Annotated in this window: 21 protein-coding genes and 1 pseudogene; 15 read left to right on the top strand and 7 right to left on the bottom strand. The window is 65.0% G+C overall.

Annotation, left to right across the window (positions count from 1 at the left end):
* Positions 1-3: 3 nt before the first annotated feature.
* Both ABQY74_RS11275 and ABQY74_RS11270 read left to right on the top strand, forming a co-directional pair.
* The gene (locus tag ABQY74_RS11275) at positions 4-3,141 is read left to right on the top strand and encodes a discoidin domain-containing protein (RefSeq protein ID WP_349791458.1); all 3,138 of its coding nucleotides are present in this window, start codon (positions 4-6) and stop codon (positions 3,139-3,141) included.
* A gap of 65 nt (positions 3,142-3,206) precedes the next feature.
* Positions 3,207-4,124 (top strand): endonuclease/exonuclease/phosphatase family protein, encoded by a 918-nt coding sequence (locus tag ABQY74_RS11270; protein WP_372469830.1) that lies wholly within the window; start codon positions 3,207-3,209, stop codon positions 4,122-4,124.
* A gap of 121 nt (positions 4,125-4,245) precedes the next feature.
* On the opposite strand, the gene ABQY74_RS11265 is transcribed toward ABQY74_RS11270, so the two are convergent.
* The 6 genes from ABQY74_RS11265 to ykgO all read right to left on the bottom strand — a co-directional run bounded on the left by ABQY74_RS11265 (position 4,246) and on the right by ykgO (position 8,784).
* Complete coding sequence (locus tag ABQY74_RS11265) at positions 4,246-5,478, bottom strand: TraB/GumN family protein (RefSeq protein WP_049818118.1); 1,233 nt, start codon at positions 5,476-5,478, stop codon at positions 4,246-4,248.
* Positions 5,471-5,998 carry an N-acetyltransferase family protein gene (locus ABQY74_RS11260; RefSeq protein WP_349791454.1) on the bottom strand — a complete coding sequence of 176 codons (528 nt, stop codon included), beginning with the start codon at positions 5,996-5,998 and terminating at the stop codon, positions 5,471-5,473. The genes ABQY74_RS11265 and ABQY74_RS11260 overlap by 8 nt, the downstream gene beginning before the upstream one ends.
* Before the next feature lie 4 nt (positions 5,999-6,002).
* The gene (locus tag ABQY74_RS11255; protein ID WP_016904714.1) at positions 6,003-6,887 is read right to left on the bottom strand and encodes a carbon-nitrogen hydrolase; all 885 of its coding nucleotides are present in this window, start codon (positions 6,885-6,887) and stop codon (positions 6,003-6,005) included.
* 80 nt (positions 6,888-6,967) lie between these two features.
* Positions 6,968-8,002: an agmatine deiminase family protein gene (locus tag ABQY74_RS11250; RefSeq protein WP_349791452.1), complete on the bottom strand. Its 1,035-nt coding sequence runs from the start codon at positions 8,000-8,002 to the stop codon at positions 6,968-6,970.
* A gap of 92 nt (positions 8,003-8,094) precedes the next feature.
* Positions 8,095-8,418: a hypothetical protein gene (locus ABQY74_RS11245; RefSeq protein WP_047128776.1), complete on the bottom strand. Its 324-nt coding sequence runs from the start codon at positions 8,416-8,418 to the stop codon at positions 8,095-8,097.
* Positions 8,419-8,658: 240 nt separating this feature from the next.
* The gene (gene ykgO / locus ABQY74_RS11240) at positions 8,659-8,784 is read right to left on the bottom strand and encodes a type B 50S ribosomal protein L36 (RefSeq protein ID WP_005913193.1); all 126 of its coding nucleotides are present in this window, start codon (positions 8,782-8,784) and stop codon (positions 8,659-8,661) included.
* 172 nt (positions 8,785-8,956) lie between these two features.
* Here ykgO and cmk point away from each other — a divergent pair, with 172 nt between their 5' ends.
* The 9 genes from cmk (at position 8,957) to ABQY74_RS11195 (ending at position 19,285) form a co-directional block, all read left to right on the top strand.
* Complete coding sequence (gene cmk, locus ABQY74_RS11235) at positions 8,957-9,640, top strand: (d)CMP kinase (protein ID WP_039521796.1); 684 nt, start codon at positions 8,957-8,959, stop codon at positions 9,638-9,640.
* 183 nt (positions 9,641-9,823) lie between these two features.
* Complete coding sequence (gene rpsA / locus ABQY74_RS11230) at positions 9,824-11,509, top strand: 30S ribosomal protein S1 (protein ID WP_016903550.1); 1,686 nt, start codon at positions 9,824-9,826, stop codon at positions 11,507-11,509.
* A gap of 88 nt (positions 11,510-11,597) precedes the next feature.
* A complete protein-coding gene (locus ABQY74_RS11225) occupies positions 11,598-11,909 on the top strand; it encodes an integration host factor subunit beta (protein ID WP_016903549.1) in 312 nt (103 codons plus the stop codon).
* 65 nt (positions 11,910-11,974) lie between these two features.
* A complete protein-coding gene (locus ABQY74_RS11220) occupies positions 11,975-12,280 on the top strand; it encodes a lipopolysaccharide assembly protein LapA domain-containing protein (RefSeq protein WP_016903548.1) in 306 nt (101 codons plus the stop codon).
* Positions 12,281-12,286: 6 nt separating this feature from the next.
* Positions 12,287-13,465 carry a lipopolysaccharide assembly protein LapB gene (gene lapB, locus ABQY74_RS11215; RefSeq protein ID WP_016903547.1) on the top strand — a complete coding sequence of 393 codons (1,179 nt, stop codon included), beginning with the start codon at positions 12,287-12,289 and terminating at the stop codon, positions 13,463-13,465.
* Positions 13,465-14,442: a lipopolysaccharide biosynthesis protein gene (locus tag ABQY74_RS11210; RefSeq protein ID WP_104600467.1), complete on the top strand. Its 978-nt coding sequence runs from the start codon at positions 13,465-13,467 to the stop codon at positions 14,440-14,442. The genes lapB and ABQY74_RS11210 overlap by 1 nt, the downstream gene beginning before the upstream one ends.
* 13 nt (positions 14,443-14,455) lie before the next feature.
* Positions 14,456-16,363, top strand: a complete 1,908-nt coding sequence (locus ABQY74_RS11205) for a nucleoside-diphosphate sugar epimerase/dehydratase (RefSeq protein ID WP_349791449.1) — start codon at positions 14,456-14,458, stop codon at positions 16,361-16,363.
* Complete coding sequence (galU, locus tag ABQY74_RS11200; RefSeq protein WP_016903544.1) at positions 16,363-17,256, top strand: UTP--glucose-1-phosphate uridylyltransferase GalU; 894 nt, start codon at positions 16,363-16,365, stop codon at positions 17,254-17,256. The genes ABQY74_RS11205 and galU overlap by 1 nt, the downstream gene beginning before the upstream one ends.
* Before the next feature lie 172 nt (positions 17,257-17,428).
* Positions 17,429-19,285 carry a monovalent cation:proton antiporter-2 (CPA2) family protein gene (locus tag ABQY74_RS11195; protein WP_349791447.1) on the top strand — a complete coding sequence of 619 codons (1,857 nt, stop codon included), beginning with the start codon at positions 17,429-17,431 and terminating at the stop codon, positions 19,283-19,285.
* A gap of 123 nt (positions 19,286-19,408) precedes the next feature.
* Here the strand turns inward: ABQY74_RS11195 and ABQY74_RS11190 are convergent, their stop codons facing one another.
* Complete coding sequence (locus tag ABQY74_RS11190; protein ID WP_046342931.1) at positions 19,409-19,729, bottom strand: DUF1244 domain-containing protein; 321 nt, start codon at positions 19,727-19,729, stop codon at positions 19,409-19,411.
* Positions 19,730-19,778: 49 nt separating this feature from the next.
* On the opposite strand from ABQY74_RS11190, the gene folD reads away from it, so the two are divergent.
* From folD to ABQY74_RS11170, 4 genes and pseudogenes are all read left to right on the top strand, one after another.
* Positions 19,779-20,663, top strand: coding sequence for a bifunctional methylenetetrahydrofolate dehydrogenase/methenyltetrahydrofolate cyclohydrolase FolD (folD, locus tag ABQY74_RS11185; protein ID WP_039521785.1), 885 nt, complete (start codon positions 19,779-19,781; stop codon positions 20,661-20,663).
* Positions 20,664-20,753: 90 nt separating this feature from the next.
* On the top strand, positions 20,754-22,211 hold the full coding sequence (guaB, locus tag ABQY74_RS11180) for an IMP dehydrogenase (protein WP_016903541.1): 1,458 nt from the start codon (positions 20,754-20,756) through the stop codon (positions 22,209-22,211).
* A 100-nt stretch (positions 22,212-22,311) separates the two neighbouring features.
* Positions 22,312-23,877, top strand: coding sequence for a glutamine-hydrolyzing GMP synthase (gene guaA, locus ABQY74_RS11175; protein ID WP_039521782.1), 1,566 nt, complete (start codon positions 22,312-22,314; stop codon positions 23,875-23,877).
* 80 nt (positions 23,878-23,957) lie between these two features.
* A pseudogene (locus ABQY74_RS11170) lies at positions 23,958-24,736 on the top strand (tyrosine-type recombinase/integrase); the annotation flags it as partial.
* Positions 24,737-24,958 lie beyond the last annotated feature (222 nt).

Genomic DNA, 24,958 nt, shown 5'->3' with positions numbered 1-24,958 from the left:
GCCATGACCGCTGTTGCCACCTCTGCGGTCACGGCGCAGGCGCAGGAACGCGTGCTCGACGGCTTCAACGACATCGGCGCCTGGCGCCTGGTGGTGTCCAACCAGGTCAGCGGCTCGCTGCGGCCGGTCGCCACCAGCGCCGGCGGGCATGCGCTGTGCCTGGACTACAACTTCAACGGCGTGTCCGGCTATGTCGGCATCCGTCGCAACCTGCCGATCGACTATCCGGACAATTACCGCATCGGATTTGCGCTGCGCGGCGACTCGCCGTCCAACGACCTGCAGGTCAAGTTGATCGATGCCAGCGGCGACAATGTGTGGTGGGTCAACCGGCCCGGCTTCAACTTCCCGAAGAACTGGACCACCGTCGGCTATCGCAAGCGCAACATCGAAAAGGCCTGGGGTCCGGGCCAGGACAAGCAGCTGCGCAGCAGCGCAGACGTCGAGTTCACCATCTACAACAAGGTCGGCGGCAAGGGCACGGTGTGCTTCGACCGCCTGACGCTCACGCCGCTGCCGCCGGAAGACACCTCGCCGCTGAAGGCCGAGGCCATCACCGATACCGCGCCCGCACTGGAACAACGCCTGGCCGACGGCAAGCCGGAGACCTTCTGGCTCAGCGGCGCGGTCAAGCAACAGACCGTCACGCTGGACCTGGGCAAGGTGCGCGAATTCGGCGGCGCGGTGGTGCAGTGGGTCCCCGGCCTGCAGGCCTCGCAATACGTGGTGCGCGCGTCAAGCGACGGGCGCGGCTGGCGCGACCTACGCACCGTCACGGCCGGTGCCGGCGGCACCGATTGGCTGGCGCTGCCGGACACCGAGGCGCGTTACCTGCGCTTCGATCTCAAGGACGGCCCCAACTGGCGCTACGGCATCAAGGAAGTGCAGCTGCAGCCGCTGGCGTTTGCGGCGACCCCGAATGACTTCATCAAGTCGCTGGCCGCGCAGATGCCGCGCGGCAGCTATCCGCGCGGTTTCTCCGGCGAGCAGCCGTACTGGACCATCCTGGGTCTGGATGGCGGCACCGAGCAGGGCCTGATCGGCGAGGACGGCGCGGTGGAAGTGGGCAAGGGCGGTTTCAGCATCGAGCCGTTCGTGGTCACCGGCGGCAAGCTGCTGCACTGGTCCGATGTCAGCAGCGAGCAGAGCCTGCAGGACGATTACCTGCCGATTCCCAGCGTCGACTGGCATCACGACCTGATGAACCTGCGCGTGACCGCGTTCGTGCAGGGCACCCCGGATCAGGCGCAACTGGTCGCACGCTATCAGTTGCACAACACCGGCAAAGAGGCGCGCGACTTCACCCTGGCGTTGGCGGTGCGGCCGTTCCAGGTCAACCCGCCGGCGCAGTTCCTCAATACCCTGGGCGGCGTCAGCCGGATCGAACAACTGGCGGTGGAGGGCGCGCAGGTCAGCGTCAACGGCAAGCCGCGGGTGTTCGCCGCACAGCGTCCGGATGCCGGCTTTGCCAGCGCCTTCGACAGCGGCATGGATGTCAGCCATCTCACCGCCGCCACGCCGCCGACGATCACCCAGGTCAAGGACGAAACCGGCCTGGCCTCGGGCGTGCTGCTGTATCGCTGGAAGCTGGAGCCCGGCCAACAGCGCGAGGTGGCGCTGGTGATTCCGCAGACCGGCACCGCGCAACTGCCGGCCGGCTTCGATGCCGACAAGGCGCAGCAGCAGGTAGCCCAGCAGTGGCGCAGCAAGCTCGATCGCGTGCGCATCAGCGTGCCGGCCGAAGGCAAGCCGGTGGTCGACACCTTGCGCACCGCGCTGGCGCACATGTTGATCTCGCGCATCGGCCCGCGCCTGCAGCCGGGCACCCGCTCGTATTCGCGCAGCTGGATCCGCGACGGCGCGATGATTTCCGAAGGCCTGCTGCGGCTCGGCCGCGAAGACGTGGTGCGCGAGTACGTCGACTGGTTTGCCCCGTATCAGTTCGCCGACGGCATGGTGCCGTGCTGCGTGGACGACCGCGGCAGCGACCCGGTGCCCGAGAACGACAGCCATGGCGAGCTGATCTTCAACATCGCCGAGTACTACCGTTACACCGGCGACAAGGCGTTCCTGGAAAAAATGTGGCCGCACGTGACCGGCGCCTACGACTACATGGAAAAGCTGCGCGCCAGCGAGCGCACCGAAGACAACTTCATGCGCAATCCGGCCTTCTACGGAATGATGCCGGTGTCGATCAGCCACGAAGGCTATTCGGCCAAGCCGGTGCATTCGTACTGGGACAACTTCTGGGCGCTGCGCGGCTACAAGGATGCGGCGATGCTGGCCGGCGCACTCGACAAGCCGGATGAGGTTGCCCGCTTCAGCACTGCACGCGACGAATTCAGTGGCGACCTGGTTGCCTCGCTGGGGGCGGCGGTGCGCCAGCACAGTCTCGATTTCCTGCCCGGCTCGGCCGAGCTGGGCGACTTCGATGCAACCTCGACCACCATCGCGCTGGCCCCGGGCGGCGAGCAGCAACGCCTGCCGCAGGACCTGCTGACCAATACCTTCGAGCGCTACTGGAAGGAATTTTCCGACCGCCGCGACGGCAAGCGCGCGTGGAAGGACTACACGCCCTACGAATGGCGCAACGTGGCCGCGTTCGTGCGTCTGGGCTGGCGCGACCGCGCCTGGGACGCCACTGCGTTCTTCTTCAAGGACCGTGCACCGCAACCCTGGAACCAATGGGCCGAAGTGGTCTCGCGCACGCCGCGTACGCCGTTCTTCGTCGGCGACCTGCCACATGCCTGGGTCGCCTCGGATTTCGTGCGCTCGGTGCTGGACATGTTCGCCTACGGACGCGAATCCGACGCCAGCCTGGTGATCGCTGCCGGCACGCCGTCGCGCTGGTTCGAGGGCAAGGGCATCGGCATCGCCGAGCTGCGCACACCGTACGGGCGCCTCAATTACACCTTGCAGCGCACCGACAAGCAGCTGGTGCTGCAACTGCAGCCGGGCCTGATCCTGCCGCCGGGCGGGGTGGTGTTACCGTGGCCGTACCAGGGCACGCCGGGCAAGGCCAGCATCAACGGTGAATCTGCCGAATGGCAGAACGGCGAATTGCGGATTCAACAGCTGCCGGCCAATGTGCAGATCGATGTGCCCAGCGCGGTGCGGCGGGCCGAGCGCGCCTCGCAATGACCCACGCAGCTCGACCGACCCGGGCAGCCCCGGCGCGGCGCGGCGGCGGGTGGCCGGTCGCGTGGGTGGCGCTGCTGCTGTGCGCTGTCGCTGCACACGCCACGCAGGCCGTGCAGGCCGCGCAACCCGCACAGCTCAACCAGACCGATCAGGCAGCACACGCATCCCCGGCAGCACACGCATCCCCGGCAGTGCAGTCGCCGGGCGCGGCGCAGCGCGAGATGACCCTGGTCACGCTCAACCTGCATCACGACCGCGAAGACTGGCCGGCGCGTCGCGCCTATATCGCCAGACAGCTCAAGCAACTGGCGCCGGATGTGATCGCACTGCAGGAAGTGATCGAGCGCCGCGGCAGCGTGGAGAACCAGGCCGCCTGGCTGGCGCGCAAGCTGGATTATGACTACACCTTCGCCTCGGCCGATCCGGTCGGTGCGCCTAAGCGCTACGGCAATGCCTTGTTGAGTCGGCGCACGGTGCTGGCCCGGCATCAGCGCCTGCTGCAGCCGCTGGACGATTACCGCGTAGCCGCGCATCTGCAGGTCGATGTCGACGGCCAGCCGATCAACGTCTACGTCACCCACCTCAACGAACGTGCCGATGCACGTGGCACGGCCACACGCACGCGTCAGGTCGCCGACCTGCTGGATTTCATTGCTTCAAACAGCGATCAGGCCCCGGTCGTGATCGCCGGCGATTTCAACACCGCCGCCGATGCCCTGGATCTGGAAGCGCTACGCAAGGGCTACGGCGACAGCTACGGCAGCGTGCATCGCAACAGCGATGCCACCGTCAGCACCTTGAACCTGCATGTGTTCGACACGCCGGCGCGGATCGACCACGTGTTCTTCCAGCAGAACCGGCTACTGGCCCGCGAAGCACGCATCCTGTTCGACACCCCGTATGCCGAGGGGCGCTGGGCCTCGGATCACTACGGCGTCTGGGTGCGCCTGCAGCTCGCGCCACAGGCGCAGTCCGCGCCGTAGCCGCGCGCAAGCGATCGAATGCCGTAGGAGCGCACCCGGGCGCGACGGGGCGTTATCGGTAACGCCCCATCGCGCCCAGGTGCGCTCCTACGAGAAGCAACGGATTGCAGCGCCGCCACGCTCACCCATGCAGGCGATTGAAGATCTGCACACCGGCCAGCCACACGCCGGCCATGCTGCCGACGTTGGTCAGCAGGAAGGTCAGCACCACGCGCGAGACGCGATTGCGGTACCAGCCGCGCAAGGTCTGCGCATCGTCGCGCAGCGACAGGAAGTCGCCATAGGCCGGCTTGCGCATATGCACTTCGACCAGGGCGGCGAACGCACCGGTCGGCACGCTCAGACGGAACGGCTTGAACGGCGCCACCACCGCCGCGGTGAGGATGCTCAACGGGTGGCTGCCGGCCAGCAGGCAGCCCAGCGCCGCCAGTCCGCCGGTATACATCGCCCACTGCAACAACAGGTCCGCGCCCATGCTCAGGCCGCCGCGCCAGAACCCGATGCCGATGCCGGTGATGATGACCGCCAGGATGCCCAGCGTGATCCACGGAATGCGCTTGCGCTGCTGCACGTATTCCAGCGACTCGCGCAACGGGCCGGGTGCGGCGGTGTCCTGCTCCAGGTGGCGTGCAAGCCCGGCCAGGTGTCCTGCACCGACCACCGCCAGGATCTCGCGCTGATCGGTGGTGGCTTCCTCGCGCAGGCGCGTGGCCATGTACTGGTCGCGCTCGGCGATCACGGTCTCGTACAGCTCCGGGCTTTCGCTGGCAAAGTCGCCGAAGCTCGCCTCCAGCATGTCGCCCTGCTTTAGCTTTTCGATTTCCTCTTCGCCCACCTCGTCGGCCGCGAACAGACCGCCGAGCAGGCCGCCGGCCAGTTTCATCTTGCCGAAGAATCCCAGCCGCCCGGACGCGCGCTTGAAGGTCAGGCCGACTTCGCGATCGATCAGGTGCACCGGCAGGCCTTGCGCGCGCGCCAGGTTCACCGCTTCCTTCAATTCCGCGCCCGGCTCGATACCGAGCTGCTTGGCCAGGCGGCGCTGGTAGGCGGCCAGGGCGAGGTTGGCCGCAAACAAGGCCACCCGGCCCTTGCGAATCACCTGCACCAGGTCCAGGCGGGCGAGGGCATCCGGGTCGCTGAGCGCCTGCAGGCGCTGCGCGTCCAGTTCCACCGCCACCGCGTCGTAGCGGCCGCTGCCGATCGCCCGCTGCACCGCAGCCACGCTGGCCAGCGAGACATGCGCGGTGCCGAGCAGGGTATAGCGCACGCCATCGCGTTCGACGATGCGATGCGGCTGGCCGGACAGCGCATCGTCCAGAACGTGGGTGGTTTGCTCAGTCATTGGGTCATTCATCAGAAGGAGGGGCGGTGTCACCGGAGCCGAGCGCGCGTTGCATCTGCACACCGTCCAGCCAGCGACCGTGCTTGCGGCCGATACCGGTGAACACTCCGACCGTGCGAAAACCAAAACGTTCATGCAGCCGTCGCGATGCCAGGTTGTCGGCATCGCCGATCACCGCAATCATCTGTCGATAGCCGCGCTGTTGGCAGCGTGCGATCAGCTCGCCGAGCAAGGCCTTGCCGATGCCGTGGCCTTGCGCGCCGCTGGCGAGATAGATCGAATTCTCGACGGTCCAGCGGTAGCCGGCGCGTGCGCGATAGGCGCCGACGTAGGCATAGCCCACCACCACGCCATCGCGCTCGGCAACGAGGTAAGGGTAGCCGGCATCCACGCTTGCGCGCACGCGTGCACCCATCTCATCGCGCGATGGTGCGCTGTATTCGTAGCTGTTGACCCCGGCAATCTGCTCCGCATAGATCGCGGTGATGGCCGGGATGTCCGCGTCGCGGACTTCGCGCAACTCCACTGGCATGCGGTCAGTCGATATAGCGCTTGAGCAGGTCGCCATACGCATCGATACGGCGATCGCGCAGGAACGGCCAGATGCGGCGCACGTGTTCGCTGCGCTGCAGGTCGACGTCGCAGACCAGCACGGTCGGGTCCTGTCCGGCTTCGGCGATGAACTCGCCCTGCGGCCCCAGCACATGGCTGTTGCCCCAGAACTGGATGCCCGACGCGCCCAACGGCGAGGGCTCATGGCCGACGCGGTTGCACGACAGCACCGGCACCCCGTTGGCGACCGCATGGCCGCGATGGCTGAGCACCCAGGCATCGCGCTGGCGCTCCTGCTCGGGTTGCTGGTCATCCGGATCCCAGCCGATCGCGGTGGGGTAGAGCAGCAGTTCCGCACCGGCCAGCGCCATCAGGCGCGCCGCTTCGGGGTACCACTGGTCCCAGCACACCAGCACACCGAGCCGGCCGACCGAGGTATCGATCGGCGCAAAGCCCAGATCGCCCGGGGTGAAATAGAACTTTTCGTAGAAGCCCGGATCGTCCGGGATATGCATCTTGCGGTACTTGCCGAGCAGGCGGCCGTCCTTTTCGAACACGACCGCGGTGTTGTGATACAGCCCGGCCGCGCGGCGCTCGAACAACGAGGCCACCAGCACCACGCCGTGTTGCTTGGCCAGCGCGCCTAGCCGCTCGGTGCTGGGGCCGGGGATCGGCTCGGCCAGGTCGAATTCGTCCACCGACTCGTGCTGGCAGAAATACGCACCGTTGTGCAGTTCCTGCAGCAGCACCAGCTTGGCGCCCTGTGCGGCGGCTTCGGCCACCCGCGATTCGATGATGGCCAGATTGGCCGCGGCGTCGCCGTGGTTGCGCTCCTGGATCAGCGCGACGGGAAGGAGATGACGGGTCATGGCGATTCGTCCAGCTAGGTGACGCACTAAGGTAGCGCGCAATGGTGTAACACCGGCCTGCCGGCCGGAACAGGAGTGACTCAGGCAGCCAGCAGACCGGCGGGCAGTTGCATGGTCAGACAATGCAGGCTGCCGTTCTGCCAGATCAATGGGCGGCACGGCACCGGCACGATGACGTGCTGCGGAAACGCCTCGGCCAGCACCGCCTGCGCGCCCGCATCGGCCTTGTCGCCGTAAGCCGGCATCAGCACCGCACCGTTGACGATCAGGAAGTTGGCGTACGAGGCAGCCAGACGCCGGCCCTGATCCAGGATCGGCTCGGCCCACGGCAACACGAACAGCCGATACGGCTGCCCATCGGCCTTGCGCAACGCAGCCAGTTCGGCGCCCATCGCCTGCAGTTCGGTGTAATGCGAATCGTTGGCCACGTCGCAGCCCTGGTAGACGATCGCATCCGGGCCGGCGAAGCGCGCCAGCGTATCGATATGCGCGTCGGTGTCGTCGCCTTCCAGATAGCCGTGATCCAGCCACAGCACGCGGTCCTGCGCCAGCCACGCGGCAAGATCGGCACTCAGCGAATCGCGCGTGCGCTGCGGATGCCGCTCGTGCAGGCACTTCCAGGTGGTCAGCAAGGTGCCCGCACCATCGGTCTCGATCGCGCCGCCTTCCAGTGCAAAGTCCACCGTCTGCACCTGCGAGGGCACGAACACTTGCGCCGCATCCAGCGAGGTGACCAACTGATCGTCCAGGCTGGCCTCGAACTTGCCGCCCCAGCCGGTGAAGCGGAAATCCATCAGGCGGAAACCGCCGTCCTGGCGCAGCGTGATCGGGCCCGAATCGCGCAGCCAGGTGTCGTTGTAGGCCGCAACCACGAAGCGCACCTGCGCCATGTCCACCCGTGCCGAGCGCAGCCGCGCTTCCGCGTAGATCTGCAGGTCGTCATCGGCCACGCACACGATCACCGGCTCGAAACGGGAAATCGCCGTGACCAGCGCGATATAGGTCTCTTCCACCTCGGCAAGACGCTCGGCCCAATCGGTGCCCGCATGCGGCCACGCAATCAACACGGCGGACTGAGATTCCCACTCGGCAGGAAAGCGAACGCGATCGGTCATACCTGAAAATTACCCATCAATGCCCAGGCGAGCCCAGGCTGTTAATTCAAATCCCCGCACATGGATGTGCGGGCTCTTGCGAGGGACTCGCATCAAAGAGGTTTGGGCCCGATCTCGTTGGCATCGGCCTGGTTGGCCACCACGTCGATCACCCGGCTCTTTTCGAAGTACACGGTGAAGGCCGGATACACCCAGCGGTGGATTGTCGGCCACTGGCGCTTCTGGCCACCGCGCGGCTGCAGCTTTTCCTGCGGCGCGCCATAACGGCCTTCGACCTGGCTCATGCTGTCGCCGCGCAAGGGCAGGGCAGCGGCAGGCTTCTGCTGTGCGCGGTCGATCAGCAGCGTATCGGCCGACGCAGCGGCACTGATCCCCATCAGCGCGATCAGCGGCAGGACAAACAAACGGTTGCGCATGTCATCTACTCCCCAGTGGACAAGATTCGGATGGTGATTACAGCAAAAACCAGGACCAGCGTGCTTGCAGATCGGTGTTACCCAACGCCGCGCCGGACGTCTGCCAGCGCAACCGTTACGCGGAGCCGGCCGGGCATCCGCGCACCCCAGCCTGCCTAAGGCAATCGTCGGCATGAAGCATCGGCCAAGAAAAAACCGCCCGGAGGCGGCTTTCTCGGGTCTTGCACGCGCGGCGAAAGCTTAGCGCTGACGCGCCTTGAAACGCGGGTTCGACTTGCAGATCACGAAGACCTTGCCGCGGCGGCGGACCACCTTGCAGTCGCGGTGACGGGTCTTCGCAGACTTCAGGGAGGACAGGACTTTCATGGCACACCTCGGCGTAAACGGTTGGATTCGATGGAAGAGTGCCCGCTATCGAGGGTGCACCCGGAATTAAGCCGGCAATTCTAACCGGCTTTTCGTCGTGCTTTCAAGTGGTTGCATCGCAATCCCCGCGAGCAGCGCTACACTACCGCCTGATGACCTTCCGGAAACCTGAATGACCGACCTTTCGCCCGTCCTTACCATCGATGGTCCCTCCGGCGCCGGCAAGGGCACCGTGAGCCGGATCGTGGCCGCCCGGCTGGGCTGGCATTACCTCGATTCGGGCGCACTGTATCGCGCGGTGGGCGTGGCGGCGAGCTGGGCCGATCTGGATGTCTCCGACCCGGCCGCGCTGGTGCGCTGCACCTTCGACACCAGGGTGGAGTTCGACGATGCCGGCGAGGCAGGGCTGCGGGTGCTGGTCAATGGCGTGGACGCCACCGGCGAACTGCGCCTGGAGACCACCGGCGCGCTGGCCTCGGCGATTGCGGCCATTCCCGAGGTGCGCAGCGCGTTGAAGGAACGCCAACGCGCATTCAGGCAGGCGCCCGGCCTGGTCGCGGACGGGCGCGACATGGGCACGGTGATCTTCCCCGATGCCGCCTTCAAGGTGTTTCTGACCGCCAGTGCCGAGGAACGTGCGGGCCGTCGCCATAAACAGTTGATGGAAAAGGGTGTTTCGGTTATCTTTGACGACCTGCTGCGCGAGATCATGGCTCGAGATGCCCGTGATGCGCAGCGGGTGGTGGCGCCATTGCGGCCGGCCGAAGACGCCGTGCTGATCGATACCAGCGGAATGGGGATCGAGGATGTCGTCCAGCGTGTGGTCGGGTTGTTAGCCGCTCGCACGTCGTCGTAAGCGTTCCGCAAGCGGGCATGTCCCGCCGACCGTAAGGCGTTCCAAGGCTCCGTCGCACATCCCGTGTGGCGGTTCTATTACTACTTAACCGACTCGCTGTCCGGAGTCGACCAACAGGCTGGGCGCTTGGCATCTGTCGCATCCGACGATCAACGCCCGTGTGTTCAACTGAGTAAAATTCAAATGACAGAATCTTTTGCTGAACTGTTCGAAGCCAGTCAAGCCAATCTGGCGAAGCTGAAGCCGGGCTCGATCGTCACCGGTACCGTCGTGGAAGTGCGCGGCGACGTGGTGGTGATCAACGCTGGCCTGAAGTCCGAAGGCATCGTGCCGATCGAGCAGTTCCGTAATGACGCTGGCGAGATCGATGTCGGCGTAGGCGACCAGGTCAAGGTTGCCCTCGATTCCATCGAGAACGGCTTCGGTGAGACCGTGCTGTCGCGCGAGAAGGCCAAGCGCGCAATGGTGTGGGACGAGCTGGAAGAGGCGTTGGAAAAGAACGAAACCATCACCGGCCGCATCAGCGGCAAGGTCAAGGGTGGTTTCACCGTGGACATCAAGGATGTCCGCGCGTTCCTGCCTGGTTCGCTGGTGGATGTGCGCCCGGTGCGCGACCCGGCCTACCTGGAAGGCAAGGAACTTGAGTTCAAGCTGATCAAGCTGGACCGCAAGCGCAACAACGTAGTGGTCTCGCGTCGTGCCGTGGTTGAGAGCGAGCACTCGGAAGAGCGCGAGCAGCTGATGGACAAACTGCAGGAAGGCGCGATCCTGAAGGGTGTCGTCAAGAACCTGACCGATTACGGCGCGTTCGTGGACCTGGGCGGTATCGACGGCCTGCTGCACATCACCGACATGGCCTGGAAGCGCGTGCGCCATCCGTCCGAAGTCGTCAACGTCGGCGACGAGCTGGACGTGCGCGTGCTGAAGTTCGATCGCGAGCGTAACCGCGTCAGCCTCGGCCTGAAGCAGCTGGGCGAAGATCCGTGGGACAACATCGCACGTCGTTACCCGGCCAACAGCCGCGTGTTCGGCAAGGTCTCCAACGTCACCGATTACGGCGCATTCGTCGAGATCGAGCCGGGCGTCGAAGGTCTGGTGCACGTCTCCGAGATGGATTGGACCAACAAGAACGTCAACCCGTCCAAGGTTGTGCAGGTTGGTGACGAAGTCGAAGTGATGGTGCTGGATGTCGACGAGGAGCGTCGCCGCATCTCGCTGGGCATGAAGCAGGTTGCCGCCAATCCGTGGGAAACCTTCGCTGCCACCCACAAGAAGAACGACAAGGTGTCCGGTCAGATCAAGTCGATCACCGACTTCGGCATCTTCATCGGTCTGGACGGCGGCATCGACGGCCTGGTCCACCTGTCCGACATCAGCTGGAACACCACCGGCGAAGATGTCGTGCGCAACTACAAGAAGGGCGACACGCTGGAAGCCGTTGTGCTGGCAGTCGATCCGGAACGTGAGCGCATCAGTCTGGGCGTCAAGCAGCTGGAGCAGGATCCGTTCGGCCAGTACATGGCGTCCAACCCGAAGGGTTCGAAGGTCGAAGGCGTGGTGCGTGAAGTGGATGCCAAGGGCGCCACGATCGACCTGGCCGATGGCATCGAGGGCTACGTCGCCGCACGCGACATCGCCAACGAGCGCGTGGACGATGCGACCCAGCACCTGAAGGTCGGCGACAAGATCGAAGCCAAGTTCGTGGGCATGGACCGCAAGGGCCGCACCCTGCAGCTGTCGATCAAGGCCAAGGACGATGCCGAAATGCGCGAAACGCTGGAGGAATACCAGTCTTCGGCCGCATCCGGTGGCATGACCCAGCTGGGCGCGCTGCTGCGTGCACAGTTGAACAGCAACAAGTCCGAGTAAGCGCGTAGCGCTCGCAAGAGCGTGATGGATCGGCCCGGGCTTGCCCGGGCCGATTCCGATGTGTCAGTCGAAAAAAGCAAGTCTTCCCATGACCAAGTCCGAATTGATTGAAATCCTGGCGCGACGTCAAGCGCATCTGAAGGCGGACGACGTGGATCTGGCAGTCAAATCGCTGCTGGAAATGATGGGGCAGGCGCTCTCCGATGGTGATCGGATCGAAATCCGCGGGTTCGGCAGCTTCTCGCTGCATTACCGCCCGCCACGTCTTGGCCGTAATCCGAAGACCGGCGAGTCGGTCGCGTTGCCGGGCAAGCATGTTCCGCATTTCAAGCCTGGCAAGGAATTGCGCGAGCGTGTCAGCTCCGTGGTCCCGGTCGATCTGCTGGATGCGGCTGACTGAGGTCATTCTGCCGCTGCGTTTATGTCGGCTCGGTTAAGCTAAGCCTCTTTTGACGGAGTCTGGCCATGAAGGTGTTTCGCTTGCTGGTGATGTTGGCCTTCCTGCTGGTCGGTCTGATCATCGGTGCGGTCAATTCCCAGGACGTCACTCTCGACTTCCTTTTCTCTAGTGTGCACACGACCTCAGGAATCGCGATCATTGTCGCGCTGCTGGTCGGTGTGTTGATCGGTGCCGGCATGGTGCTGGTCAGTGTGGTCATTCCCCTCTATTCCAAACTGCGCCAGGCCAACAAGGCGGTTGCAGTCAGTCGCACCGACGCCAGGCCGATCACGCCTGCCGCAGTCGAGCCGCGCCCCTTTGATGGACTGTAAGCGCGTATGGACTTTCTGACCGAGTGGATCTGGTTCTTCCTGTTCGTGCCGTTGGCAGCGCTGGGGGGCTGGGTTGTTGGCCGCCGCGGTGGTCAACGCCACGGCGATACCCAGGTCAGTCGCCTGTCCAGCACCTACTTTCGCGGCCTGAACTATCTGCTCAACGAGCAGCCGGACAAGGCAATCGAGCTGTTTCTGCATATCGCCGAACTGGACAAGGAAACCTTCGAGACCCAGGTCGCGTTGGGGCATCTGTTCCGCCGTCGCGGTGAGGTCGACCGCGCGATCCGGCTGCATCAGGGCCTGGTGCAACGCGCCGACCTGACCGATCAGCAGCGCGTGCAGGCCTTGCTGGCGCTGGGCGAGGACTATATGAAGTCCGGCCTGCTTGATCGCGCCGAGACCGTATTCACCGAACTGGCGCAACTGGATCAGCGTGCGCCGCAGGCGCTGCGTCACCTGATCGGCATCTATCAGGCCGAGCGCGATTGGGAAAAGGCGATCGACAACGCCACCCGTTACGAAGAAGTCACCGGCGAGCCGATGGGCAAGCTGATTTCGCAATTCGAGTGCGAGCTGGCCGACCGCTATCGCGGCCTGAGCAAGCCCGACGAAGCATTGCAGGCGATCGCACGCGCCTACCAGGCCGATGGCACCTCGGTGCGCGCCGGCATTCTGGAAGGACGCATCGAAGCCGAGCGTGGACACGACGAAGCGGCGGTACGCGCGTTCGAACGTGCTGCGCGGCATGATCCGGAATACCTGCCGGAGATCATTCCCGCATTGATGGCGGCCTATCGCCGGGTTGGCGATATCGCCGGCGCACGTAATTTCCTGTCCGAGATGACCGAGCACTATCGCGGCATCGCCCCGGTGCTGGCGTTGACGCAGCTGATGGAGGCGCAGGATGGCGTGGCGCCGGCGCTGGCCTATCTGGGCCGTCAGCTCAAGGACCGGCCATCGGTCCGCGGCGAATCGGCATTGATCGACCTGACCCTGGCCGAAGGCAGCGACCCGGTCGGCACCTTGCAGGATCTCAAGCACATCACCGACCAGTTGCTGGTGCGCAACCCGAGTTACCGTTGCACCCGCTGCGGCTTCGGCGCGAAGACGCACCACTGGCAATGCCCGAGTTGCAAGGAATGGGGCACGGTCAAGCCGCTGTTGAACTACGCGGTGGTCTGATGCCGCAGGCCTGGCTGTGGTGGTGTCTGTCGCACCTGACGGTCGCGGCACTGGGAACCTGGTTGTTGCGGCGCTACGCGCTGCATCGGCGGCTGCTCGATCATCCGGGTGAACGCCGTAGCCATGTGGTCGCCACCCCGCGTGGCGGTGGCATGGCAATCGTGGCGGCGCTGCTGTCCGGGTGCGTGGCGGCCGGCGTGTTCTGGCCGGCAGCAGGCACGATCCTGGGTTGGTTCGCGGCCGGGCTGGTGCTGGTGGCCGGGGTGGGTTGGTGGGACGACCATCGTCCGCTCTCGGCCAGGCTGCGTTTTGCGATCCATCTGTTGGCATCGGTCACGCTGGGCTGGCTGGTCAGCCATCACACCGGCAATCTCTGGGATGGTGTGCTCACCGCCATGGCGTCGGTGGTATTAATCAATGTCTGGAACTTCATGGACGGCATCAACGGCCTGGCCAGCAGCCAGGCGGCCCTGGCCGCGCTGGCGTTTGCTGCGGTCGTGCCTGGCGCCTGGGCCTGGGCCGGTCTTGCCGTCGCCGCAGCCTGTCTGGGATTTCTGCCGTTCAATTTTCCGCGTGCGCGGATCTTTCTGGGTGATGGCGGCAGTGGTGCGTTGGGATATGTGCTGGCTGCGTTGCTGGCGCTGACAGTGGCCAGCGGGCAGGTGAGCTGGTGGATCAGCTGGTTGCCATTGACAGCATTTCTTGTAGACGCCGGCTTCACGCTGCTATCTCGCATGCTCGTTGGGCAACGGTGGTGGGAGCCGCATGCTCAACATCTTTATCAGCGGCTGGCACGCAGGCTTGAGACGCACGTTCCGGTAACCGGTATTTATTTCGCTTTTAGCGTGGCTGCCGTCTGCTTGTATGTGTTAATTCGTCATGATGCAACTTGGCTGCAGGTCTCCGGAGCCCTGATATGGGGCCTGGGTGCCACCGCGATCTGGCGTTTTCTGCGCGATGGACTGCGCAATTCCTGAGTAATGGACTTTTATGATTTCCTGGCGTGACCGTTTGACCAAAGCCCTGCCGCAAGCGGCGGTGGTGCTGCATGACCTGTTGATGGTGTGGGTGTGCTGGCAACTGCTGCACGCCGGCCGTTACTCCATGCTGAGCGATCCTCCCGATCTGCCGTTGTGGGACTGGCGCACTGCCGTGGTTCTAGTCGCGCAAGGCCTGGTGTTCTGGAAGATGGGCCTGTATCGCGGGCTGTGGCGGTTCGCCTCGGTGCCGGACTTGTGGAATATCTTCAAGTCGAGTTTTCTTGGTCTGGTCGCGATCGTGCTGGCGCTGTCCTATGACCGCCTGGATGGGGTGCCGCTGTCGGTATTGGTCGTCTATCCGTTCGCTCTGTCGGCGCTGCTGGGTACGCCGCGGCTGCTGTATCGGGCCTGGAAGGATTACCAGATCGCGCACTCCGGCGATGCCGCGCAGCGCGTGTTGATCCTTGGCGCAGGCCGTGCCGCCGAAGGTCTGGTCCGTGATCTGCGCCGCACCGGCGCATTCGTGCCGGTCGGCTATCTGGACGACGCAAGCAATCTGCACGGTGCCAAGATCCAGGGCCTCAATGTTCTAGGCAGCCTGGACCAGGCTGCGTCGATTGCCAAGGAGACGGCTGCCAAACTGCTGGTCATCGCGATCCCGTCGCTGGATGCCTCCGGCATGCAGCGCGTGGTGGCCATCTGCGAAAGTACCGGTCTGCCGTTCCGCATGGTACCCAAGCTGATCAACGTGCTGGAAGGGCGCTCGTTGCCTGGCGAACTGAAAGAAGTCGCGATCGAGGACCTGCTCAACCGCAAGCCGGTCACGCCGGATTGGCGCCTGATTCGCGACTGGTTGACCAACAAGACGGTGATGGTGACCGGCGCGGGTGGTTCGATCGGCTCGGAAGTCTGCCGCCAGTGCGCCCGTCACGGCGCGCGCCGCATCGTGCTGCTGGAGATCGATGAGCTGGCATTGCTGACCGTCGATTCGGACCTGCGTCGGTTGTTCCCGGATATCGAAGTGGTCCGTGTGCTGGGCGATTGCGGCGACCCGGCGGTGGTCGCGCATGCCTTGAACACCGCGCTGCCGGATGCCGTCTTTCATGCCGCCGCCTACAAGCAGGTACCGCTGCTGGAAGAGCAGTTGCGCGAGGCGGTACGCAACAACGTGCTGGCCACCGAAAACGTGGCGCGCGCCTGCCAGCGTGCACGTATCGAGACCTTTGTCTTCATCTCCACCGACAAGGCGGTCGAGCCGGTCAACGTGCTTGGCGCGAGCAAGCGCTATGCGGAGATGATCTGCCAGAGCCTGGACGCACGCGATGCGCCAACGCGCTTCATCACAGTGCGTTTCGGCAACGTGCTGGATTCGGCCGGCAGTGTGGTGCCGTTGTTCCGTGAGCAGATTCGCCAGGGCGGCCCGGTCACGGTGACGCATCCGGATGTGACGCGTTACTTCATGACCATTCCGGAGGCCTGCCAGTTGGTGGTGCAGGCCGCGGCCTCCGCCTCGCATGGTGCGATCTATACGCTGGACATGGGCGAGCCGGTGCCGATCCGCCTGCTCGCCGAGCAGATGATCCGTCTTGCCGGCAAGCAGCCCGGCAAGGATGTGGCGATCCTCTATACCGGCCTGCGTCCGGGCGAGAAGCTGCACGAAACCCTGTTCTATTCGGACGAAGACTATCGCCCCACCGCGCATCCCAAGATTCTGGAAGCCGGTGTGCGCGAGTTCTCGCACGAGCAGGTGTTGCAGCTGGTGACGCGCTTGCGTGAGGCGGTTAACCGCTATGACATCAAGGCGATGGAGGCTGTGCTCGGCAGTCTGATGCCGGATTTTGCGGCTGCTCGACGGAAAGTCGACGCGCGATCTGATACGGTCGTTCCATTCCCCGCACGTGAGGTCAGAAGACTTTAATGAGCAAGCGTATTCGCAAGGCCGTATTCCCCGTCGCAGGTCTTGGGACCCGCTTTCTTCCGGCAACCAAAACGGTGCCGAAAGAAATGCTGCCAATCATCGACAAACCTTTGATCCAGTACGCCGTCGACGAGGCCATCCAGGCCGGTTGCGACACGCTGATCTTCGTGACCAATCGCTACAAGCACTCGATCGCCGACTACTTCGACAAGGCCTACGAGCTGGAGCAAAAGCTCGAGCGCGCCGGCAAGCTTGAACAGTTGGAGCTGGTGCGGCATGCCTTGCCGGAAGGCGTGCGCGCCATTTTCGTGACGCAGGCCGAAGCGCTCGGTCTGGGGCACGCCGTGCTGTGTGCCAAGGCCGTGGTCGGCGACGAGCCGTTCGCTGTGCTGCTGCCGGACGACCTGATCTGGAACCGTGGTGCCGGTGCGCTGACCCAGATGGCCGATGTGGCCGAAGCCTCCGGCGGCAGCGTCATCGCCGTAGAGGATGTGCCGCACGACAAGACCGCCAGCTACGGCATCGTGGCCACCGATGCGTTCGATGGTCGCAAGGGGCGCATCAACGCCATCGTCGAAAAGCCCAAGCCGGAAGTGGCACCGAGTAATCTGGCGGTGGTCGGCCGGTATGTGCTCAACCCGAAAATCTTCGAGCTGCTTGAAGAAACCGGCGCCGGCGCCGGTGGCGAAATCCAGCTGACCGATGCGATCGCCGGACTGCTGCAGCAGGAAACCGTCGACGCCTATCGCTTCGAGGGCCGTCGCTTCGATTGCGGCGCGCATATCGGCCTGATCGAGGCCACCGTGCATTTCGCGCTCGAGCACGAGAAGCATGGCGGGCCGGCCAAGGAAATCCTGCGCACCGCATTGGCCGAGGCCGACGCGCGCGGCTGATTGCCTGGCCATCGCCTGCATTCACGAACGACGCCATCTGGCGTCGTTCGTCGTTTGTGGCCTCGCTGGGCGAGAACGCCGTGCCGCTGGCTGATCGACACGTCAGGCGGCTTTGCCAACGTCGCACGCTGGTGCAAGTTTGTGGTGCGCGCCTGCGGCTAGAATCCTCGGCATGAGCCAGCCTGCCGAATCCAGCGAACTGATCAACGTGGTGGCCCTGCTGGGCGCTGCCGTAGTCGCCATCCCGGTGTTCCGACGTCTGGGCCTGGGCTCGGTACTGGGTTATCTGGCCGCGGGTCTGGCGATCGGTCCGTTCGGCCTGGGCTTGTTCGATGACCCGCAGGCGATCCTGCACGTGGCCGAGTTGGGCGTGGTGATGTTCCTGTTCGTGATCGGGCTGGAAATGCGGCCATCGCACCTGTGGAGCCTGCGCAAGGAGATCTTCGGCCTGGGGACGCTGCAGATCGCAGTGTGCGCGCTGGTGCTGACCGGCATCGGCCTGTTGCTCGGCTTCGCGCCGCCGGTGGCATTCGTGGCCGCATCCGGCTTCGTGCTGACCTCCACGGCGGTGGTGATGCAGTTGCTGGCAGAGCAGGGCGATGTCGCCTTGCCGCCGGGCCAGAAGATCGTGGCGATCCTGTTGTTCGAGGACCTGTTGATCGTGCCGCTGCTGGCGATCGTGGCCTGGATGGGCGCCAATGGCGACCCGCAGGCGGCCACGCAACGCTGGCAGGACATCGGCATCGGTCTGGCCTGCATCGTCGGCCTGGTGGTGGCGGGGCGCTGGCTGCTCAATCCCTTGTTCCGCATCCTGGCCGCGTCCAAGGCGCGCGAGGTGATGACGGCGGCGGCCTTGCTGGTGGTGCTGGGCGCGGCGCTGTTGATGCAGGTCGGCGGGCTGTCGATGGCGATGGGCGCGTTTCTGGCCGGTGTGCTGCTGTCCGAATCCACTTTCCGGCATCAGATCGAGGCGGATATCGAGCCGTTCCGCGGCATCCTGCTGGGGCTGTTCTTCCTGGGCGTCGGCATGAGCCTGGACCTGCGTGTGGTTGCGGCAGACTGGCGGCTGATCGTTGCCGGTGTGCTGGCGCTCATGCTCGGCAAGGGCGTGTGCATCTACGCGGTGGCGCGGCTGATGCGCAGCGACCATCGCCAGGCGCTGGATCGTTGCGTGCTGATGGCGCAGGGCGGCGAGTTCGCCTTCGTGCTGTTCGCGGCAGCATCGGCTTCCGGCGTCATCGACGCGCAGGTCAACGCCAGCCTGACGGCAATCGTGGTGTTGTCGATGGCGCTGACGCCACTGTTCGTGCTGTTGCAGCGACGGCTGACGCCGGCCGCCCAGCCGTCGCTGGAAGGCGTGGAAGCCGTCAGTGGCCAGACCGGCAGCGTGCTGATCATCGGGTTCGGGCGCTTCGGGCAGGTTGCCAGCCAGTCACTGCTGGCGCGCGATGTGGATGTGACCATCATCGATAACGACATCGAGATGATCCAGAGCGCAGAACAGTTCGGTTTCAAGATCTACTACGGCGACGGCACCCGGCTCGATGTGCTGCATGCCTCCGGTGCGCACAGCGCACGCGCGATCGCGGTGTGCATCGACAACCGCGAGGCGGCCAATCGCATCGTCGAGCTGGCAAGGCACGAGTTCCCGCACGCCAGGTTGCTGGTGCGCTCGTTCGACCGTGAGCATTCGTTGCAGTTGGTCGCCGCCGGGGTGGACTACCAGATTCGCGAGACCTTCGAGTCGGCGGTGGCGTTCGGGCAGGCGGCCCTGGTCGAGCTGGGCGTGGACGAGGACGAGGCGGTCACCATCGCGCGCGAGATCCGGCGTCGCGATGCCGAGCGGTTCGAACTGGAAATTGCCGCCGGCAACACGCGTGCCGGCGCCGTGGCAGGGCTGATGTACGGCAATCTCACGCCGACCGTGCCCAAGCCCACGCCGTTCACCCCGCCGCGGCGGGAGAGCCGCACGCTCAATCCCGATGCGGTACCGCAGGCCACTCGGCCCGAAGCCGTGACTCGCGACTGAGTCGTGTGCGGCGTGAGCCGAAGCAGGGTCGGTGCTGCGGTTGCCTCGGCTGGTCGAGAAAAAACCTGGGGTGATAGAGCGACCGGCACCAAGGTGCCGGCCTGCGCTGACAAGTCGACCGGCTCAGCCGTGCCGGCGTTGAGCGGCCGCGAAGGCTTCCAGTTGCTCGGGTGTGGCATCTTTCTGGTGCTGCCGTTTCCAGTCGGCGAACGGCATGCCGTACACCGCTTCGCGCGCCTGCTCCTTGCTCATCGGCTGGCCGTGCGCTTCGGCGGCTTCGCGGTACCAGTCGCCCAGGCAGTTGCGGCAGAAGCCGGCCAGGATCATCAGATCGATGTTCTGCACATCCGGGCGCTGCTGGTTGAGATGCTGCAACAGACGGCGAAATGCGGCCGCTTCGATGGACGTGGTGATGGAATCGGGTGTCGAGGTGGTGTCGGTCATGACGGAATCGGGGACAATAGACGGCCTTCGACTCTACACCTGACGCCCCATGACCGTTTCCGCGCCAGCTGCCTCTGCTCCGGCCCGCCTTCTCGATGGTCGCCGCATCGCCGAGGAACTGCTCGACGGGCTGAAGCTGCGCGTGGATGCGCGCCTGGCCGCCGGCAAGACGCGCCCCGGGCTGGCGGTGGTGCTGGTCGGCGGCGACCCGGCCTCGTCGGTGTATGTGCGCAACAAGCGGCGTGCGGCGGAAAAGGTCGGCATCGAGGCCTTCGATTACGACTTGCCGCAGGGCACCAGCGAGGCCGAACTGGCGCGGCTGATCGATCAGCTCAATGCCGACCCCAAGATCCACGGCATCCTGATCCAGCTGCCGCTGCCGGGCATCCCCGATGCCAATCGCCTGATCCAGCGCATCGATCCGCGCAAAGACGTCGACGGTTTCCATCCGCAGAATGTCGGGCACCTGGCGCTGCGCGAATTCGGCCTGCGTCCGTGCACGCCGCGCGGCATCGTGACCTTGCTGGGGCACACCGATCAGCCGGTGCGCGGCCGCAACGCGACCATCGTGGGTGTGAGCAATCACGTCGGCCGGCCGATGGGCCTGGAACTGCTGATCGCCGGTTGCACGGTCACCAGCTGCCACAAGTTCACCCCGCCCGAAGTGCTGGAAGCCAGCGTGCGCAATGCCGACATCCTGGTGGTGGCAGTCGGTCGCCCGGGCCTGATTCCGGGCGAATGGGTCAAGCCGGGCGCAGTGGTGATCGATGTCGGCATCAATCGGCTGGACGACGGCCGCCTGGTCGGCGATGTCGGTTTCGACGCAGCGGTGCAACGTGCGGCCTGGATCACGCCGGTGCCGGGTGGAGTCGGGCCGATGACGGTCGCCACGCTGATGCAGAACACGCTGGAGGCGGCCGACGCGGCTGGCTGAGGCGCGTGTAACGCTGCATTGCAGTCGCGTTGTGTCTTCGTGAAGGCTTTCAGGGTAAAATGCCGCGCTTCCCCAAACTCGGGTCCGCCGATGCTCCGCATCCAGGCTGAAGCTCTCACCTACGACGACGTTTCCCTCGTCCCCGCTCATTCGATCGTCCTGCCCAAGGACGTCAGCCTGGAAACCCGGCTGACCCGCGATCTGCGCCTGAAACTGCCGATTCTCTCGGCCGCGATGGACACAGTGACCGAACACCGCCTGGCGGTGGCCATGGCCCAGCTGGGCGGCATCGGCATCATCCACAAGAATCTGACCCCTGCGCAGCAGGCCGGCGAAGTGGCCCGGGTCAAGAAATTCGAATCCGGCGTGATCACCGAGCCGTTCACGGTGAGCCCGGACACGACCATCGGCGAGGTGCTAAAGCTGACCCGCGCGCGCAACATCTCCGGCGTGCCGGTGGTGGATGGCAGCGAACTGGTCGGCATCGTCACCAGCCGCGACATGCGCTTCGAGAAGAAGCTCGACGATCCGGTCCGCCACATCATGACCAAGAAGGATCGCCTGATCACCGTGCGCGAAGGCGCCAGTGACGAGGAAGTGCTGGAGCTGCTGCACCGCAACCGCATCGAAAAGATCCTGGTGGTCAACGACAGCTTCGAGCTGCGCGGCCTGATCACGGTCAAGGACATCCAGAAGAAGACCGACAACCCCAACGCGGCCAAGGACGGGTCCACGCGCCTGCTGGTCGGCGCGGCGGTCGGCGTCGGCGGCGACACCGAGCAGCGCATCGAACTGCTGGCGGCGGCCGGCGTGGACGTGGTCATCGTCGATACCGCGCACGGCCATTCGCAGGGCGTGATCGATCGCGTGGCCTGGGTCAAGAAGGCGTATCCGCAGCTGCAGGTGATCGGCGGCAACATCGTCACCGGCGATGCCGCGCTGGCGCTGATGGACGCCGGTGCCGATGCGGTCAAGGTCGGCGTGGGCCCCGGGTCGATCTGCACCACGCGCGTGGTCGCCGGTGTCGGCGTGCCGCAGATCACCGCGGTCGACATGGTCGCCGAGGCGCTGCAGGACCGTATTCCGCTGATCGCCGATGGCGGCATCCGCTATTCGGGCGACATCGGCAAGGCGCTGGTCGCCGGCGCCTCCACGGTGATGGTCGGCGGCCTGTTCGCCGGCACCGAGGAAGCCCCGGGCGAGGTCGAGCTGTTCCAGGGCCGCAGCTACAAGAGCTACCGCGGCATGGGCAGCCTGGGCGCGATGGAGAAGGGGTCCAAGGACCGCTATTTCCAGGATTCCAGCGATGCCGACAAGCTGGTGCCGGAAGGCATCGAAGGGCGCGTGCCGTATCGCGGCCCGGTCGGTGGCATCGTCCATCAGCTGATCGGCGGCCTGCGCGCCACGATGGGCTATGTGGGCTGCGCGACCATCGAGGAAATGCGCACCAAGCCGAAGTTCGTCACCATCACCGGTGCCGGCCAGCGCGAAAGCCATGTCCACGACGTGCAGATCACCAAGGAACCGCCGAATTACCGCATGGGCTGATGCCTCTGCGTGAATGGGGAATCGGGAGTCGGGAATCGATGAACCAGCGTCTGCGCCGCTTTGCCCATTCCCGATTCCCCGTTCCCGATTCCCGGCGCCAATGACCAACATCCACAGCGACAAGATCCTCATCCTCGATTTCGGCGCGCAGTACACCCAGCTGATTGCGCGGCGTATCCGCGAGATCGGGGTGTATTGCGAGATCTGGGCCTGGGATCATGACCCGGCCGAGATCGCCGGTTTCGGCGCCAAGGGCATCATCCTGTCCGGTGGTCCGGAGTCGACCACCTTGCCGGGTGCGCCGGTCGCGCCGCAGGAAGTGTTCGACAGCGGCTTGCCGGTGTTCGGTATCTGCTACGGCATGCAGACGCTGGCAGCGCAGCTGGGCGGCGCGACGGAAGCGGCGGACCAGCGCGAATTCGGTCATGCCGAAGTCGATGTGGTGGCCGCCGATGCCTTGTTCGCAGGGCTGACCGATCACGCCGGCGCGTCGCGTCTCAATGTGTGGATGAGCCACGGCGACCACGTGTCGCAGGTGCCGCCGGGCTTCACCGTCACCGCGGTGACCGACCGCATCCCGGTGGCGGCGATGTCCAACGAGGACAAGCGCTGGTACGGCGTGCAGTTCCATCCGGAAGTTACCCACACGCTGCAGGGCCAGACCTTGCTGCGCCGCTTCGTGGTCGATGTCTGCGGGTGCCAAACGCTGTGGACGGCGGCCAACATCATCGACGACCAGATCGCGCGCGTGCGCGAGCAGGTGGGCGATGACGAAGTGATCCTGGGCCTGTCCGGCGGCGTCGATTCGTCGGTGGTCGCCGCGCTGTTGCACAAGGCGATCGGCGACAAGCTGACCTGCGTGTTCGTCGATACCGGCCTGCTGCGCTGGCAGGAAGGCGACCAGGTGATGGCGATGTTCGCCGAGCACATGGGCGTGAAGGTGATCCGCGTCAACGCGGCCGATCGTTACTTTGCCAAGCTTGAAGGCGTCAGCGACCCGGAAGCCAAGCGCAAGATCATCGGCAACCTGTTCGTGGATATCTTCGACGAGGAATCCAACAAGCTGGCCAATGCCAAGTGGCTGGCGCAGGGCACGATCTATCCGGACGTGATCGAGTCGGCCGGCAGCAAGACCGGCAAGGCACACGTGATCAAGAGTCACCACAACGTCGGTGGCCTGCCCGAGCACATGAAGCTGGGCCTGGTCGAGCCGTTGCGCGAATTGTTCAAGGACGAAGTGCGCCGCCTCGGTGTCGAACTCGGCCTGCCGCGCACGATGGTGTACCGCCATCCGTTCCCGGGCCCGGGCCTGGGCGTGCGCATCCTGGGCGAAGTGAAGCGCGAGTACGCCGAGCTGCTGGCCAAGGCCGATGCGATCTTCATCGACGAACTGCGCAAGGCCGATCTGTACGACAAGACCAGCCAGGCATTTGCGGTGTTCCTGCCGGTCAAGTCGGTCGGTGTGGTCGGCGATGCACGCGCCTACGAATGGGTGATCGCACTGCGCGCAGTGGAAACCATCGACTTCATGACCGCGCACTGGGCGCACCTGCCGTACGATTTCCTCGGCACGGTGAGCAACCGCATCATCAACGAACTGCGCGGCGTCTCGCGCGTGGTCTACGACATCTCAGGCAAGCCGCCGGCGACGATCGAGTGGGAGTGATGGAGCGTCTTTCGGAGGCTATCGCCAAGTATCGGTAGAAGTACTTTAACTTTTTGATTATAAAAGTATAAGTTGCGCTTTCAATAAGCTTCCGCTACGACTACTGTCTCAATGGACGCCGCGAGACGCTCACCCTCGGACGGTATGAGCCGGCCGGCATGTCGCTGGCCATGGTGCGGGAGCGGCTGCTCGACGCCAAGCGCTCGGTCGATCAGGGCCTTTCCCCGGCGCTGGAGCAACAGCGGGCCAGCGGCGGCTGACGGCCGCCAGGACCTTCGGCCAGATGACGGAACGCTGGCTGGCCGATGCCCGCATAGCCCACAGCACCCGGTCGATGCGCAAGCACATCATCGACCGCGACATCCTGCCGGTCTTCCAGAATCGCAAGCTGAGGGAAGTCACCCCCGACGACCTGCGGGCGCTGTGTAACAAGGTGAAGGCGCCCGACGCACCGGCCACGGCCATCCACGTCCGGGACATCGTGAAGCAGGTCTATGCCTTCGCCATCCTGCACGGCGAACGGCTCGCCAACCTGGCCGACGACGTGTAGGCGGCCTCGATCGCGACCTTCATTCCCAAGGACCGGGCGCTGTCGCCGGCCGAGATCCGGCTGGCCTTCCAACAACTGAAGACCATCGCGTCCTATCCGACCATCCGGCTGGCCTTGCGCCTGGTCTTGCTGATGATGGTGCGCAAGAGCGAACTCGTCGAAGCGACGTGGAACGAGGTGGATTCCGAAAATGCCACCTGGACGATCCCCAAGGTGCGGATGAAGCGGCGCAAGCCGCACGTGGTCTACCTGTCGCGGCAGGCGATGGACATCCTCGTGGCCTTGCACACTTGCGCTGACAACGCGAGGTAGTGGGTATCGATGCCGTGGAACAGTGTACTGTCCCCACTAGCCTCATCACCAAGCATCGCCTTGTAGCGCTCGAGTTGGAAGATGGGACGCAGGAGTAGCAGGTTGCGCTGCTGACGTGACAGGCCAAGCAGATCTGTGGCGCCATCCAATCGCTCGCTGCTCTCGGAGGATGCCTGCGGCCAAGGCTCTGCCGGGACTATCTTGGGCGTTGCAAGGCCC

The sequence above is a fragment of the Xanthomonas sp. WHRI 7064 genome (assembly GCF_040202355.2).
In the GTDB taxonomy this organism is placed as follows: Bacteria; Pseudomonadota; Gammaproteobacteria; order Xanthomonadales; family Xanthomonadaceae; genus Xanthomonas; species Xanthomonas arboricola.
The sequence above is the reverse complement of the archived record's forward strand: the minus strand, read 5'-3'. Positions and strand labels throughout refer to the sequence as shown.

What these genes read in the sequence shown, in the direction of transcription:
- ABQY74_RS11275 (WP_349791458.1), top strand. Translation starts at nt 4, where the DNA reads ATGACCGCTGTTGCCACCTCTGCGGTCACGGCGCAGGCGCAGGAACGC.
- ABQY74_RS11265 (WP_049818118.1), bottom strand. Translation starts at nt 5,478, where the DNA reads ATGAATGACCCAATGACTGAGCAAACCACCCACGTTCTGGACGATGCG.
- ABQY74_RS11260 (WP_349791454.1), bottom strand. Translation starts at nt 5,998, where the DNA reads ATGCCAGTGGAGTTGCGCGAAGTCCGCGACGCGGACATCCCGGCCATC.
- ABQY74_RS11255 (WP_016904714.1), bottom strand. Translation starts at nt 6,887, where the DNA reads ATGACCCGTCATCTCCTTCCCGTCGCGCTGATCCAGGAGCGCAACCAC.
- ABQY74_RS11250 (WP_349791452.1), bottom strand. Translation starts at nt 8,002, where the DNA reads ATGACCGATCGCGTTCGCTTTCCTGCCGAGTGGGAATCTCAGTCCGCC.
- ABQY74_RS11245 (WP_047128776.1), bottom strand. Translation starts at nt 8,418, where the DNA reads ATGCGCAACCGTTTGTTTGTCCTGCCGCTGATCGCGCTGATGGGGATC.
- ykgO (WP_005913193.1), bottom strand. Translation starts at nt 8,784, where the DNA reads ATGAAAGTCCTGTCCTCCCTGAAGTCTGCGAAGACCCGTCACCGCGAC.
- cmk (WP_039521796.1), top strand. Translation starts at nt 8,957, where the DNA reads ATGACCGACCTTTCGCCCGTCCTTACCATCGATGGTCCCTCCGGCGCC.
- rpsA (WP_016903550.1), top strand. Translation starts at nt 9,824, where the DNA reads ATGACAGAATCTTTTGCTGAACTGTTCGAAGCCAGTCAAGCCAATCTG.
- ABQY74_RS11225 (WP_016903549.1), top strand. Translation starts at nt 11,598, where the DNA reads ATGACCAAGTCCGAATTGATTGAAATCCTGGCGCGACGTCAAGCGCAT.
- ABQY74_RS11220 (WP_016903548.1), top strand. Translation starts at nt 11,975, where the DNA reads ATGAAGGTGTTTCGCTTGCTGGTGATGTTGGCCTTCCTGCTGGTCGGT.
- lapB (WP_016903547.1), top strand. Translation starts at nt 12,287, where the DNA reads ATGGACTTTCTGACCGAGTGGATCTGGTTCTTCCTGTTCGTGCCGTTG.
- ABQY74_RS11210 (WP_104600467.1), top strand. Translation starts at nt 13,465, where the DNA reads ATGCCGCAGGCCTGGCTGTGGTGGTGTCTGTCGCACCTGACGGTCGCG.
- ABQY74_RS11205 (WP_349791449.1), top strand. Translation starts at nt 14,456, where the DNA reads ATGATTTCCTGGCGTGACCGTTTGACCAAAGCCCTGCCGCAAGCGGCG.
- galU (WP_016903544.1), top strand. Translation starts at nt 16,363, where the DNA reads ATGAGCAAGCGTATTCGCAAGGCCGTATTCCCCGTCGCAGGTCTTGGG.
- ABQY74_RS11195 (WP_349791447.1), top strand. Translation starts at nt 17,429, where the DNA reads ATGAGCCAGCCTGCCGAATCCAGCGAACTGATCAACGTGGTGGCCCTG.
- ABQY74_RS11190 (WP_046342931.1), bottom strand. Translation starts at nt 19,729, where the DNA reads ATGACCGACACCACCTCGACACCCGATTCCATCACCACGTCCATCGAA.
- folD (WP_039521785.1), top strand. Translation starts at nt 19,779, where the DNA reads ATGACCGTTTCCGCGCCAGCTGCCTCTGCTCCGGCCCGCCTTCTCGAT.
- guaB (WP_016903541.1), top strand. Translation starts at nt 20,754, where the DNA reads ATGCTCCGCATCCAGGCTGAAGCTCTCACCTACGACGACGTTTCCCTC.
- guaA (WP_039521782.1), top strand. Translation starts at nt 22,312, where the DNA reads ATGACCAACATCCACAGCGACAAGATCCTCATCCTCGATTTCGGCGCG.